Source organism: Parasphingorhabdus sp. (genome assembly GCF_048269865.1).
Taxonomy (GTDB): Bacteria; Pseudomonadota; Alphaproteobacteria; order Sphingomonadales; family Sphingomonadaceae; genus Parasphingorhabdus.
The window spans coordinates 162878-176955 of sequence record NZ_JBLWUA010000006.1; the positions used below are offsets into that span (position 1 = coordinate 162878).

Below are 14078 nucleotides of genomic sequence, written 5' to 3' on the forward strand. Positions count from 1 at the left end.
GGACTTTCCATTTCCTTCTCTCACACCAAATAGGGCCCATGCGAAACATCCTCATCTGGCTTTCCCTCATGGCGTCGTTGTTGCTGACAGCGTGCAACAATGCACCTGATCCCGTGGCCCTGAACACCGTGAAGACGGGCAAGCCTGCGCTGTGGAAAGTCACTGGCAGCAAGCCCGGACAGGTCGGCGTGGCCTACATGTTCGGTACGATCCATATCCTGCCGAACGATGTCCAATGGCGCACACCGGCGCTGGAGAGCGCGATCGCAGAATCGGATCAGCTGGTGATTGAAGTGCTCGGACTGGATGACCGGCAGAACGCCGCCAAAATATTCTCCCGTCTGGCTGTATCGCCGGGCCAGGAACAACTCGAATCGCGCGTCAAGCCAGCCTTGCGCAAAGATCTCGACCGGATCATTGATGCCGCCAATATTTCCGAACGATCGCTCAACCGCATGGAAACATGGGCCGCGGCGCTATCTCTGGCGTCCGCGCAAACCAAGAGCCTGGGGCTCGACTCCAGCGACGGCGTAGAGAAAAAACTCACGGCGCAGTTTGAAAAAGCAGGCAAGCCGGTCACTGCACTGGAAACGATTGAGAGCCAATTGAGCTATTTCGACCGCTTGTCGGAAGAGCAACAGCGACAGATGCTGGTCAGCGTCGTCGAAGAGTCAGGGGATTCCCAGCAAGCCTTTGAAGAATTGTTCAACGCATGGATGACCGGCGACCTTGAACAAATCGTGACCCTTTCTGACACCGGCATATTGAAAGACCCCAAGACGCGGGAATATCTGCTGATCAAACGCAACAAAGACTGGGCAGAACAGCTCGACAAGCACTTGCAAAAACCCGGTGTTTCGCTGGTGGCGGTTGGCGCAGCGCATCTCGCCGGACCGGATGCGGTGCAGGCCATGCTGGCGAAGCGCGGATATACCGTCGAACAAATTCAATAAAATCGAATAATCAGGGCATTTCATGACATATATATTTGATCGCGAAACCGCGCTAGTCGCGCTGGACGACGGACAATTCACCATCGAAGCGAGCGATGTCTATCGCAATCCGAACGGTATGGCCTTTGGCGGATGGGTGGCAGCAATCGCTGCTCAGGCCGTCGAAATGCATCCGGAGCGTCGTGGTCCGCTGGTTTCACAACAGATCATCTTCATGACCGGCGTCGGTCCGGGCGAAGTCAACCTGTCCGTCAAACTGCTACGTGCCGGCTCTTCCACCCAGTTCTGGCGCGTCGAAATCTCGCAAAATGGCGCGATGACCAATGCCGCCGATATTGTGACAAGCACCCGCCGGCCAACCGATATTGACTATCAGGTCGAAATGCCGACGACGAAGTCACCTGCGGATTCGATCTCTTTGCCGTCGGTCAATCCGGTGGCGCCGAAATGGGTCGGGCACTATGAGCAACGGATCGCCAAGGGCATGCCGTTCGCGATCAACGAGTCACCGGAAGCAATCGTCTGGATCAAGGAAGCAGATGAACGTCCGGTCGACCGGGTTAGCCTGTTCTCTATTCTCGATACGCCGATGCCGCGCACTTTCTTCGTCACCGACAAACACCGGCCTGGCTCTACCGTGACCATGGCCACCTATATCTATGCCAGCGACGAAGATCTTGAGGCTGCAGGCAGCGATTACATGATGTTGCGGGTCACCGGAGCTACGGTCAGGAACAGCGCCACCGACGGGCGCGCCGAACTCTGGTCAAAAAACGGCATATTGCTGGCAACGAGCTCCCAGATCGGATTTTTCCGCTAGGCCGGGCGGCCCGCGCAAATCCCTTGCTTTTGCGGCAACTCGACCTTATAGCGCCCTCTTTCCGGCCATGAGCACCCTGGAGGCGTGGCGGAAATCTAACAAAACCTTATTTTTGGAGCAACATTATGAGTGATCAGCTGTCTATTACAGCAGAGCCTCGCGAACGGGCTGGCAAGGGAGCCTCCCGTGCACTGCGTCGCGAAGGCCGTGTCCCCGCCGTTATCTACGGCGACAAGAAAGAAGCCGTGGCAATTCACGTCGAAGCCCGCGCGTTGAACAAACTGCTCGGCACCGGCCACTTCATGAATTCGCTAATTCAGGTTGAAGTGAACGGCGAGAAAACCCGGACGCTGCCAAAGGATGTTGCTTTCGACCCGGTCACCGACCGGCCCATGCATGTCGACTTCTTCCGTCTGGCAAAGGGCGCAAAGGTACAGGTCAATATTCCTGTTGTGTTCATCAACGAAGAAGAGTCCCCTGGCCTGAAACGTGGCGGCGTCATGAACGTTGTGCGGCACGAGCTGGATCTTATGTGCGACGCGGATCATATCCCCGACCAGATCGAAATCGACGTCACCGGCCTCGAAATCGGCGACTCGATCCACATTTCGCACATCACCCTGCCGGAAGGCTCGGAAAGCGCGATTACCGATCGTGACTTCACCATTGCGGGTGTGACCGCCCCATCGGCTCTGAAATCTTCGGACGACGAAGCGGAAGAAGGCGAAGAAGGCGATGTCGAAGAAACCGAAGTCACCGAACAGAATGCCGATACGGTCGAGGGCGAAGACTAGACCTTCATCGATCAAACATTGTAACGAAAAACCGTCCATGCTGGTCTATCAAAGCATGGACGGTTTTTTTCTGTCAAAAGCTCGATAGCGAGCGGAAGGACGTTAGAAGATGCAACTATGGGTCGGCCTTGGCAATCCGGGCGCGCAATATGCGCTGCACCGGCACAATGTCGGATTCATGGTGATCGACGCGCTGGAGCAGGTGCACGGCTTTCCGCCACCCAAGCAGAAATTCAAGGGCTGGACAATGGAAGCGCGGCTCGGCGGTGAAAAGCTCGTTCTGCTGAAACCCGCCACCTTCATGAACGAAAGCGGAAACAGCGTTCGGGCCGCTCTCGACTTCTACAAATTGCAGCCGGAAGATGTCACCGTCTTCTACGACGAACTCGATCTCGAACCATTCCGGATCAAGGTCAAGCATGGCGGCGGTGCAGCGGGCCATAATGGCATCCGCTCGATGATCGCCCATATCGGCCCGGAATTCCGCCGGGTACGCATCGGCATCGGTCATCCCGGCCACAAGGCGCGGGTTACCGGCCATGTGCTAGGCAATTTCGCAAAGACCGAAATCGAGGATCTTTCCGACATGCTCGGCGTAATCGCATCAGAGGCCGACTGGCTGGCCAAGGGCGATGATGCGCGGTTTATGAGCGAATATGCGATGCGGATGCAGGAATAGCAGACACTTACGAATTAAATCGGCACCCTGAACTTGATTCAGGGTTCAGAGCGTATATGCGCAACTTTCGAACGGTTTGGCACCGAATGCCGAATCCGGTTCAGCATGACGGAGTTATAAAATGGGTTTCAAATGCGGTATCGTTGGCCTGCCCAACGTCGGAAAATCAACGCTTTTCAATGCACTGACCGAGACGCAGGCAGCGCAGGCGGCGAACTATCCGTTCTGCACGATCGAGCCCAATGTTGGCCAGGTCGCGGTGCCCGATCCGCGGCTCGACCAGATTGCGAAAATCGCCAATAGCGCCAAGATCATCGAAACCCAGCTCGCCTTTGTCGATATCGCCGGACTGGTAAAGGGCGCGTCCCAAGGTGAAGGCCTGGGCAACCAGTTCCTCGGAAATATCCGCGAGGTTGACGCGGTCGTACACGTGCTACGCTGTTTCGAGGATGACGACATCCAGCACGTCGCAAACAAGATCGACCCGATTTCCGATGCAGAAGTGGTCGAAACCGAATTACTACTTTCCGATCTGGAAAGCCTGGAACGACGCGTGCCTGCCTACCAGAAAAAGGCGACCAGCGGCGACAAGGAAGCAAAGATAGCCGCCAATGTGCTGGGCCGGACGCTGGAATTGTTGCGCGAAGGCAAGCCCGCACGCCTCACCGAGCCAGAGGGCGAGGAAGAGCAACGGATTTTTGACCAGTCGCAGCTGCTGACGGCCAAGCCGGTGCTCTATGTCTGCAATGTCAGCGAAGGCGATGCGGCCACCGGCAACGACCTGAGCGCCGCCGTATTTGAAAAGGCCAAGGCCGAGAATGCGGAAGCAGTTATCGTCTCTGCTGCAATCGAATCCGAACTGGTCGAGATGGAACCGGACGACCGTGCCGAATTTCTCGCCGAACTGGGCCTTGAGGAATCCGGTCTCGCCCGGGTTATTCGCGCCGGTTACCAGTTGCTCGATCTGCAGACCTTCTTCACCGTCGGCCCGAAAGAAGCGCGCGCCTGGACCGTGCACAAGGGTGCCAAGGCTCCTGAAGCCGCAGGCGAGATCCACAGCGACTTCGAGCGCGGCTTCATCCGCGCCGAAACCATTGCCTTTGACGATTATGTCACCCTCGGCGGTGAAAGCGCGGCGCGGGATGCGGGCAAGCTACGGCAAGAGGGCAAGGACTATGTCGCCAAGGACGGCGATATCTTCAATTTCAAATTCAATGTCTGAACTGTCACATTGTCCGGCTAAGCGATAGTGATCCGGGAGAATAACGCATGATTCGTTCCATATTTTCGCTAATTCTGGGCAGTTTTCTGCTGGTAGCCTCTCCGGCGCTCGCCGCGACCACGCCCGAGCATGACGAGACAACAAGCGAAAAAGCGGAATTGCGCGATCCGGTCACGATTTTGATCTCGATCGACGGATTCCGGCCCGATTATCTCGATCGCGGAATCACGCCCAATCTCAGCGCGCTCGCCGCAAAGGGCATATACGGACCGATGCGCCCGTCCTTCCCGAGCAAGACCTTTCCCAATCACTGGACCCTGGTGACCGGCAAGACGCCTGACCATCACGGCATTGTCGGCAATACGATGGAAGATGTCGCACGGCCGGGTGAATTGTTCAAAATGGCGACCAAGGATCCGTTCTGGTGGAATCAGGCGGAGCCGATCTGGATCACCGCGGAGAAACAGGGTGTCCGAACCGCCACCATGTTCTGGCCGGGATCGGAAGTGGAATTTGACGGCATTCGACCGGCAGACTGGTGGCCGTTCAATGAGAAGCTGTCGAATGATCGCCGGATCAACGCCGTGGTCGACTGGATGCGGCGCCCCGCCGATATCCGGCCAAAACTGGTCACGCTCTATTTCGATACCGTCGACACGGCCGGGCACTATTATGGTCCAGCGCCGAGCGAGAAACTGCACGCTGCGATAGCCGAAGTGGATAGCGAAATCGGGCGATTAAAGCAGCAGCTCGACAGCATGGGCCAACCGGTCAATTTTGTCATCGCATCGGACCACGGCATGACCGAAACCTCTCCGGAACGGATCATCTACCTTGATGAGATCATGCCACGCGACCAATATCGTCTGGTGGAAGACGGCAATTACGCCGGACTGGAGCCGCTGGACGGAAATATCGATGCGCTGCGTAGCGCCTTTGTCCGGCCGCATCCGCATATGCAATGCTGGGAGCGCGACAATATTCCGCCAAAATTTGGCTATGGCACCAATCCGCGTGTGCCATCGATCCTGTGCCTGCCGGAAACCGGCTGGGTGGTTTATCAGGATGTGCCGGAATGGATGACCGGCATCGGCGGCGGCCACGGTTATGATCATCGCGCGCCGGACATGATGGCCTTTTTTCTCGCCAATGGCCCAGCGATCAAAGCAGGTGGCAAGCTGCCGGTGTTCGACAATGTGAATATCTATTCGCTGGTCGCCCGGCTGGCCGGCATCAAGCCCGCTGCCAGCGACGGCAGTCTCGCTCCGTTCGAGGCAATGCTTGTCCCTTGACGGACAAAAGACTCGATTGATTCATTTCAGCGGATCGAAATCGAGGACCCTTTTATAGACCAGCTTGACGGCATCGCTGTTTTCAACACTGCAGGTCCGGAGGTTAACGGACCGGTCTCCCCGAAACCCCTCCAATATCGTGCCATCATCCTTCACGGTCAGGCCCATGCCGACCCATATCTGGATTCCGCATTTCTTCTGCATCGCCCGCGAAAAGGGCCCCCGGTAAGCGCCATAGACCAGACTGTCGTGAACGGATGCGGTAAAGTCTATGTCATCTGGCTCGTTGGTCGTCGATCGCTTGACGTAGCGCGAGGTCAGGCTGGAGCCGTCCTGCGTGAAATGGACGATTTGACCATTCTCCTGTTGCCAGTAGCCCGTCAGATCGCTGACGGCTTCTTTCGATTGATTGGCGTCGGAGCGCGCGTCGGCGGCTGCGCCGCTAACCAGCATCATGGCGGAAAAAGCATAGGCTGCGTCGCGAAATAGCATGGCACACTCCGGTTTCTTTGAAACCAACGGCTTAGGCTTTCAGCCGAGGCAAGCAATGATCTTGATCACTGATCGCGTCTGAAGCTTATTTCCGGCCAAATAGTTTTTCCACGTCCTCCAGCGCCAGCTTCACCCAAGTCGGACGACCGTGGTTGCACTGACCGCTATGCGGCGTCACTTCCATTTCGCGTAGCAACGCGTTCATTTCCGCGACGCTGAGCACCCGCCCTGCCCGGACGGAGCCGTGACAGGCCATGGTCGAAGCGACATGATCGACGCGCTCCTTGAGGCTGAGCGCCTGGTCGTAGGCACCAAGTTCGTCAGCGAGATCGGTGACCAGTTCCCGGACATCGCCGGAGCCCAGCATCGCTGGCGTCGCTCTCACCAGCATCGCCGTCGGCCCGAAACGCTCCAGCTCCAGCCCGAATTCCGACAGTTCGGCAGCCCGCGCCTCAAGCCGGTCGCAAGCATTTTCATCCAGTTCGACCACCTCTGCCATCAGCAACGCCTGCGATGCCACAGTGCCACCTTCGACCGCCTTGCGCATCCGCTCAAGCACAAGCCGTTCGTGCGCCGCATGCTGATCAACAATCACCAGCCCGTCCTGTGCCTCCGCCACGATATAGGTTTTTGCCACCTGCCCTCGAGCAATGCCCAGCGGATGGCTGCTGCTCGCCGGTACGGGCTCGGAAGCCTCCTCAGCCCGGCCCATCAACGGCGCAAGCTCCGCTGGCGAATCCGTTTTCCCAAAGTTCGGGAACGCGCTGCCGCCATCGTGCACCGTCGCAGACGGATAGGGTTGCTGAGCGACCGTCGCCCTGCCCTGGCTTGTGAACATATTGCTCTGCGGATCCGGCATGACCGGTTCGCTCTGCCATCGGCCTTGCGCCGATTCGGCCGGACGCTGGACCGCACGAAAACCACCCTCATCGAGCGCCTTGCGCAAACCACTTACGATCATGCCGCGAATCATCGCCGGTTCGCGAAACCGCACTTCGGTCTTCGCTGGATGCACGTTCACATCGACCAGTTCCGGCGGCATGTCGATGAACAAAGCGACCACTGGATGCCGGTCCCGCGCCAGCATCTCGGCATAAGCCCCACGAACAGCGCCAACCAGCAACCGGTCTTTTACTGGCCGCCCGTTGACAAACAGAAACTGATGATCGGCGACCCCGCGATTATAGGTCGGCAGGCCAGCCACGCCGGTCAGATGGATGTCTTCGCGCTGCAGGTCGACGCCGACACTATTGGCGCGCAGATCACGGCTGGTCAGGGCTCCCACCCGTTCGGGACCGGTTTCCCCAGCCTGAACCGCGATCGCCTTGCGTCCCTGATGCTCCAGCGTGAAACCGATATCGGGCCGCGCCATCGCCAGGCGCCGCACGATATCTGTGCAGGCCGCATATTCGCTTCGCGCCGTCCGCAGGAATTTGCGCCGTGCCGGGACCTTGCCGAACAGCTGCTCGACTCGCACCTTTGTGCCCGGCGGAATCGCAGCTGGCCCTTCCTCGATCAGTTCGCCATGATCGATGACCCGCATCCAGCCATCTTGTCCGGCCATGCGGCTTTCAATGGTCAGTCGGGCCACACTGGCGATCGACGGCAGGGCTTCGCCGCGGAACCCCATGGTCGTGACCAGTTCGATCGCTTCATCCGGCAATTTGGAGGTTGCATGGCGTTCAAGCGCCAGCGCAATGTCCTCACGGCCCATGCCGGAACCATTGTCGGTGACCTGAACGAGATCCAGTCCGCCTTCCTCCAAACGGATATTTATCTGGCTGGCCCCGGCGTCGATCGCATTTTCGACAAGCTCTTTCAGAGCACTGGCCGGGCGCTCGACAACCTCTCCGGCAGCGATCCTATTTATCAGGCTATTTGGAAGTCTTCTTATTGACATATTGTCGTTCCTAGCCCAAGCGACCTTGCCAAGCGACCCCTGATTTTTTGGGCGATTCCCATGGCTAACCTCATGACCCGTTCATCTTGATTATCGCTTCGCTTCATTGTTGCAGCAGGCTGCACAAATACTAGAAATTACGGACAAAAATATGTTTGAAAATCTGTTCAAGTTCCGTTCGCAAGATTTGGCGATCGACCTCGGCACCGCGAATACTGTCGTATATCTGCGCGGTCAGGGTATCGTGCTCAACGAGCCGTCCGTCGTCGCGATTGAGACCGTCAATGGTGTCAAGAAGGTCAAGGCCGTTGGTAACGACGCCAAGATGATGATGGGCAAAACCCCTGACAGCATCGAGGCCATTCGCCCGCTGCGCGACGGTGTCATTGCAGATATCGACGTCGCCGAACAGATGATCAAGCATTTCATCCAGAAAGTGAACGGCAAGAGCAAGCTGTTCAGCTATCCTGAAATCGTAATTTGCGTTCCGAGCGGTTCCACCTCGGTCGAACGCCGCGCGATTCGTGATGCCGCGTCCAATGCTGGCGCACGCCAGGTGTTCCTGATCGAAGAGCCCATGGCGGCTGCCATTGGTGCCGATATGCCGGTGACCGAGCCGATCGGTTCGATGGTTGTCGACGTCGGCGGCGGTACCACAGAAGTGGCTGTCCTCTCACTGCGCGGGCTGGCCTATACCACTTCGGTCCGTACCGGTGGCGACAAGATGGACGAAGCCATCGTCTCCTATGTCCGCCGTCATCACAACCTGCTGATCGGCGAGACGACGGCAGAGCGGATCAAGAAAGATTTCGGTGTCGCTCAGGCACCTGCCGATGGCGTTGGCCATACGATCCACATCAAGGGCCGTGATCTGGTCAACGGTGTGCCCAAGGAAATCTCGATCAATCAGGGACAGATTGCCGAAGCACTGAGCGAGCCGATCGGCACGATCATCGAGGGCGTACGGATCGCGCTGGAAAATACCGCACCGGAACTGGCCGCCGATATTGTCGATCAGGGCATTGTCCTGACCGGCGGCGGCGCGCTGATAGCCGGGCTTGATGCGGCGCTGAGCGACGAAACCGGGCTGCCGGTCACGGTCGCAGAGGATCCTCTTGCCTGTGTCGCAATCGGCACCGGTCGTGCAATGGAAGATCCGATGTTCAGAGGCGTTCTGACCACCGCCTGATATTAGAGCATATGATGCAACAACGATTGGAAGCGAAAGGATAAACCGATATGGCGCCGCCAAACAATCGGCGTCCAGGATTTTCCAAGCGGGCGCAATATAGTATTTTCGCCAGCTACTTACTGGGCATTTTGGGAGCAGTTTTGGGACTGCTTCTGTTGCTCATTTCGTTCGTCGATCCTCGAGGCTTCTCGGCCCTTCGCTCTGCCGGCGCAGAAGTGATCGCACCGGTCAGCAAATCGCTTGCCGAATTTGGTGGTGCCACCGGCAGCGCTGTCGATCAGGTTTCCGCCTATTTCAACGCAGCATCGAAAAATGCAGCGATGCGCGAGGAACTCGAGCAAAATCGCATAGAAATTCTGGAAGCCCGTGCCCTGAGGCAGGAAAACGAGCGGCTGAAGCGGCTGTTGAAGCTGGATGAGGAAATACCCGACTCGATTGCCATGGCCCGCCTGATCAGTTCGACCGCGTCCAGTTCGCGCCGCATAGCCACATTGGGCGTCGGCAGCAGCAGCGGCCTCGAACCGGGGCAGCCCGTTCGCTCACCGGAAGGACTGGTCGGCCGGATATTGGAAACGGGACCAACGACCGCCCGCGTGCTGCTGGTGTCGGACGGTAACAATGTCACCCCGGTACAACGCGCCAGCGACAGCCTGCCGGCTTTTGTAACCGGTCGCGGTGATGGCACAGTCGACATCCAGCCAATCAACATCGGCTCCAACCCCTTCAAAGGCGGCGATCTGATGATCACTTCAGGCAGCGGCGGCCTGTATAGCCCGGGCATCCCGGTAGCAATTGTCATCCGCAAGACCGAAAGCGGTGCCATCGGGCGGGTCCTGGCCAACCCTGCAAAGGTTAGCCATGCGATCGTTCAACCTATTTTTCAGGCCGAAACGATCCGGCAGCTCGCAAAAACGCCCACAACCGACGCCGAACAGGACAGCGGAGAATAGTGGCCCAATACCGTCAATCCAGAATTGGCCGCCAGCCATCCCAGTTGCGGATCAAGGTCGTTCCTCCGCTGACCGTCATACTCGGATCGATGATCACGGCCCTGCCGATCATCACCGACTATCCGATTCTGCCGCCAATGGGCTTGCTGGTGCTGCTGGCATGGCGATTGATACGCCCGGGATATTGGCCGGTATGGGCGGCATTTCCATTGGGCCTGATCGACGACATCTTCAGTGGACAACCGTTTGGTAGCGCGGCGTTCCTCTGGTCGGTCGTCTTTCTGGTACTGGAAACGCTCGATCGGAAAGCGGTGCGCCGAGACTATTGGCAGGACTGGCTTCTGGCCTCCACTGCGATCATAATTGTGCTAATAGGCGGTATGCTGATCATCGACTTCAAATCCAATCTGCTGCAACTCGAACTGCTGCTGCCACAAATTGTGCTTTCGATCCTGCTCTATCCTTTCGTCGCGCGGCTGATTGGCGCCATCGACCACTGGCGGGTCGCATCATGAAGGCTCCCAAAACGATCAGCGGCGCAATGCAAGAGATGACCTTCTCACGGCGGGCAACCGTCGTCGGCGGGTTGCAGATGGGCGTAGGTGTTCTGTTGGCGGCGCGGATGACCTATATTTCGGTTGCCGAAAACGAGCGGTACAAGCTGTTGTCCGAAAGCAACCGCGTGAACCTCACATTGGTCCCGCCAAGACGTGGCTGGCTGATCGACCGCAACGGCAAGCCAATTGCGAACAACAAGACCGATTTTCGCGTCGATATCATTCCGGATCGGCTGCGCGACAAGAAGAAAACCGTTGCCACTCTGGCCGAACTGCTGGCCCTCAATCCGGAAGAGCTGGAGCGAATCAACCGGGAACTGGCTCAGGCAAGTAGTTTCCAGCCGGTTCAGGTAGCCACCGGGCTGGACTGGGAACAATATGCTGCGGTCAGCGTCCGCCTGCCCGACTTGCCAGGCGTGTCACCGCGCCAGGGCTTCTCGCGCAACTATCCCAGCGGCCCGGCGATTGGCCATCTGGTGGGATATGTGGGCATCGCATCGGCCGAGGATTACAAGGAAAATCCCGATCCGATACTGATCACGCCGGGGTACAAGATCGGCAAGGACGGCCTCGAGAAAATGTTCGAGGACCGGTTGCAGGGCAAACCAGGGGCGAAAAGGGTCGAAGTGACAGCCCGCGGCAAGATTGTCCGTGAACTCGAAACTCGTCCCGACATTCCGGGCAAGCCGCTGCAATTGACCCTGGACATTGATTTGCAGGAATATGCTGCGCGCCGGCTTGGCCCCGAATCCGGAGCCGTAGTCGTCATTGACTGTCATACCGGTGATCTTTTGACGATGACGTCGATGCCGTCCTTTGATCCGAACAGTTTCTCCGACGGCATTGGTGTCACGGAATATGGGATGCTGCGCGAAGACGATCATGTTCCGCTGCTCGACAAGTCCCTCAAAAGTCTTTTCCCGCCAGGGTCGACGGTCAAGCCGATGGTCGCGCTGTCCTTTCTGGAGGCTGGTCTGGACCCCGACGAGACGGTAAATTGCAACGGCGGCCTGCAAGTCGGCAACCGGCGCTTTCGCTGCTGGAAACGCGGCGGCCATGGACGCGTGGACATGGCCAAAGGCATCTACCAGAGCTGCGACGTCTATTTTTACTATTTTGCTCAGAAGATCGGGATCAATCCGATCGCCCTGATGGCCAATCGGCTCGGGCTGGGTCAGAAATATCCTTTGCCGGTGGCCAGCCAGTTCTATGGCACCGTGCCCGACCCGGCCTGGCTGCGCAAAAAATATCACCGCGAATGGCAGGCCTATGACACCGTCAACACGACCATCGGTCAAGGCTATATGCTGGTCAACCCGACTCAGCTTGCCGTGATGGCGTCACGGCTCGCGACAGGCAAAAACATCATTCCCCGCCTGATCATGAAAGACCACAAACCCAAAATAGACACGCTGAATCTCGATCCGGAACATCTCTTATACGTACAGAAAGCGATGAGCGACGTCGTCAACGGTCCGGGCACCGCCGGTCGGGCGCGCTTGCCGATCGAAAATGTGAAACTCGCCGGCAAGACCGGTACGGCGCAGGTGGTCAATCTGGACTATGGTCGCGGCGGCTCGGATGTCGCATGGAAATACCGTGACCATGGCCTGTTCATCTGTTTCGCTCCCTATGACAATCCCCGCTATGCAGCGGCGGTGGTGATCGAACATGGTGGCGGATCCGGCGCGGCTTATCCGGTCGCGCGCGATGTCATGACCTTCCTCTATGATCGCCAGAAAGCGATGGACGTTCTGACCGGACTCGAAAAATCTTGGGGCGGGACGATTCAGGAGCGCATGGACACCAAGCTGGCCGCCTATCGCGCCAGAAAGAATCTGGAAAAGGCGATTGCCGAGAATCCCGGAACGGCCGCTCCGGAAAGCTCCTCAGCCGGCACCGAAGCCAGCGCTGGAGACTAGAAATTGAGTGATTTCATTCCAGCGCCGATCGCGCAATTGCCCTGGAAAACGATTCTGCTGCTGTTCGTGCTGGCCAGCTTTGGCTTCGTTGTTCTCTACTCGGCGGCCGGCGGCAGCCTGACCCCATGGGCCGGCTTGCACATGGTTCGGTTCTGCGTATTTGTTGCGATGGCGATCGTTTTGTCCCGGTTCAAGGAAAGCTTTTGGAAAACCATGGCTTTTCCGGGCTATGTCATAGTCGTGATCATGCTGCTTGGCGTGGAGCTGATCGGAGCTGTCGGCGGCGGGAGCCAGCGTTGGCTCAACCTCGGCTTCATCCGGCTGCAGCCATCAGAACTGATGAAGGTCGCAATAATATTGGCGGTGGCCCGATTTTATGATTTGCTGCCCCCCGCCCGGATCCGGACCTGGGGCGCGATCTGGCCGCTATTTGCTCTGCTCGCTGTCCCCTGCGCGCTGATTTTGCTGCAACCAGACCTTGGTACAACCATCACCGTGGTCGCTGGCGCGCTAACCGTCGCGTTTCTCGCCGGGCTGCCATTGCGGCTGTTTATCGGCGGCGCAGCGGCCATCGCCGTCCTCGCCCCCCTGGCCTATTTCTTCATGCTGGAAGAATATCAGCAAAGACGGGTGACGACATTTCTGAACCCCGAAAACGATCCGCTGGGTTCTGGATATCATATCAGCCAGTCGAAAATTGCCATTGGCTCCGGCGGTCTATTCGGCAAGGGCTTCATGAACGGGACCCAGAGCCATCTCGACTATCTGCCTGAAGGACATACTGACTTCGTCTTCGCAACCATGGCGGAGGAATGGGGTTTGATGGGCGGCGTTCTGGTACTATTCTGCTTCTTCCTGCTGTTCCGCTGGGGCCTGGGGGTGGCGATGAACGCCAAAACCCGTTTCTCGCAACTGACCGCCGCTGGCCTGACGGTGACGATTTTCTTCTATGTGGCAATCAACCTGATGATGGTCATGGGGCTGGCACCGGTCGTCGGCATTCCCCTGCCATTTCTCAGCCACGGCGGCTCATCGATGATGACCATCATGATCTGCGTCGGCATCCTGATGTCGATCGAACGCCACCCAGGACGGCGCGGCGGTGCCTTTGGATGATTATTGCAAGCAAGATGTTGCGTTTGCGAAATCCGGCTCTATATAGCCAGACAGACCATATGGACGCTTAGCTCAGTTGGTAGAGCAGCTGACTCTTAATCAGCGGGTCGTGGGTTCGAACCCCTCAGCGTCTACCATTTTTCGTCAATAGGAAACCATCCGGCGGATGGTTTCCTATTTTCACATTCA

General features: G+C 57.8%; 13 protein-coding genes and 1 tRNA gene. 12 read left to right on the forward strand and 2 right to left on the reverse strand.

Annotated features, from left to right (window positions below):
- Window positions 1-38: 38 nt before the first annotated feature.
- The 6 genes from ACN0WW_RS09935 to ACN0WW_RS09960 all read left to right on the forward strand — a co-directional run bounded on the left by ACN0WW_RS09935 (window position 39) and on the right by ACN0WW_RS09960 (window position 5760).
- Window positions 39-953 carry a TraB/GumN family protein gene (locus ACN0WW_RS09935; protein WP_417611960.1) on the forward strand — a complete coding sequence of 305 codons (915 nt, stop codon included), beginning with the start codon at window positions 39-41 and terminating at the stop codon, window positions 951-953.
- Between the two features lie 22 nt (window positions 954-975).
- Window positions 976-1773, forward strand: a complete 798-nt coding sequence (locus ACN0WW_RS09940; protein WP_417611962.1) for an acyl-CoA thioesterase — start codon at window positions 976-978, stop codon at window positions 1771-1773.
- 125 nt (window positions 1774-1898) lie between these two features.
- Entirely contained in the window at window positions 1899-2567 is a 669-nt protein-coding gene (locus tag ACN0WW_RS09945) for a 50S ribosomal protein L25/general stress protein Ctc (protein ID WP_417611964.1), read from the forward strand.
- A 109-nt stretch (window positions 2568-2676) separates the two neighbouring features.
- Window positions 2677-3246, forward strand: a complete 570-nt coding sequence (pth, locus tag ACN0WW_RS09950; protein ID WP_417611966.1) for an aminoacyl-tRNA hydrolase — start codon at window positions 2677-2679, stop codon at window positions 3244-3246.
- 121 nt (window positions 3247-3367) lie between these two features.
- Window positions 3368-4468 carry a redox-regulated ATPase YchF gene (gene ychF / locus ACN0WW_RS09955; protein WP_417611968.1) on the forward strand — a complete coding sequence of 367 codons (1101 nt, stop codon included), beginning with the start codon at window positions 3368-3370 and terminating at the stop codon, window positions 4466-4468.
- Window positions 4469-4515: 47 nt separating this feature from the next.
- Complete coding sequence (locus ACN0WW_RS09960; protein ID WP_417611970.1) at window positions 4516-5760, forward strand: alkaline phosphatase family protein; 1245 nt, start codon at window positions 4516-4518, stop codon at window positions 5758-5760.
- Between the two features lie 21 nt (window positions 5761-5781).
- Here the strand turns inward: ACN0WW_RS09960 and ACN0WW_RS09965 are convergent, their stop codons facing one another.
- Both ACN0WW_RS09965 and mutL read right to left on the reverse strand, forming a co-directional pair.
- Entirely contained in the window at window positions 5782-6252 is a 471-nt protein-coding gene (locus tag ACN0WW_RS09965; RefSeq protein WP_417611972.1) for a hypothetical protein, read from the reverse strand.
- An 85-nt stretch (window positions 6253-6337) separates the two neighbouring features.
- Complete coding sequence (mutL, locus tag ACN0WW_RS09970; RefSeq protein WP_417611974.1) at window positions 6338-8152, reverse strand: DNA mismatch repair endonuclease MutL; 1815 nt, start codon at window positions 8150-8152, stop codon at window positions 6338-6340.
- A 151-nt stretch (window positions 8153-8303) separates the two neighbouring features.
- Between mutL and ACN0WW_RS09975 the strand changes: the two genes are divergently transcribed.
- From ACN0WW_RS09975 to ACN0WW_RS10000, 6 genes are all read left to right on the forward strand, one after another.
- Window positions 8304-9341, forward strand: coding sequence for a rod shape-determining protein (locus ACN0WW_RS09975; RefSeq protein ID WP_089132514.1), 1038 nt, complete (start codon window positions 8304-8306; stop codon window positions 9339-9341).
- A gap of 50 nt (window positions 9342-9391) precedes the next feature.
- Window positions 9392-10294, forward strand: a complete 903-nt coding sequence (gene mreC / locus ACN0WW_RS09980; RefSeq protein WP_417611977.1) for a rod shape-determining protein MreC — start codon at window positions 9392-9394, stop codon at window positions 10292-10294.
- Window positions 10294-10809 (forward strand): rod shape-determining protein MreD, encoded by a 516-nt coding sequence (mreD, locus tag ACN0WW_RS09985; protein ID WP_417611979.1) that lies wholly within the window; start codon window positions 10294-10296, stop codon window positions 10807-10809. The genes mreC and mreD overlap by 1 nt, the downstream gene beginning before the upstream one ends.
- Window positions 10806-12773: a penicillin-binding protein 2 gene (mrdA, locus tag ACN0WW_RS09990; RefSeq protein ID WP_417611981.1), complete on the forward strand. Its 1968-nt coding sequence runs from the start codon at window positions 10806-10808 to the stop codon at window positions 12771-12773. Before mreD ends, mrdA begins: the two co-directional genes overlap by 4 nt.
- Before the next feature lie 3 nt (window positions 12774-12776).
- Window positions 12777-13889, forward strand: a complete 1113-nt coding sequence (gene rodA / locus ACN0WW_RS09995) for a rod shape-determining protein RodA (RefSeq protein WP_417611983.1) — start codon at window positions 12777-12779, stop codon at window positions 13887-13889.
- Between the two features lie 61 nt (window positions 13890-13950).
- A tRNA-Lys gene (locus ACN0WW_RS10000) sits at window positions 13951-14026 on the forward strand.
- The last annotated feature ends 52 nt before the right edge of the window (window positions 14027-14078 follow it).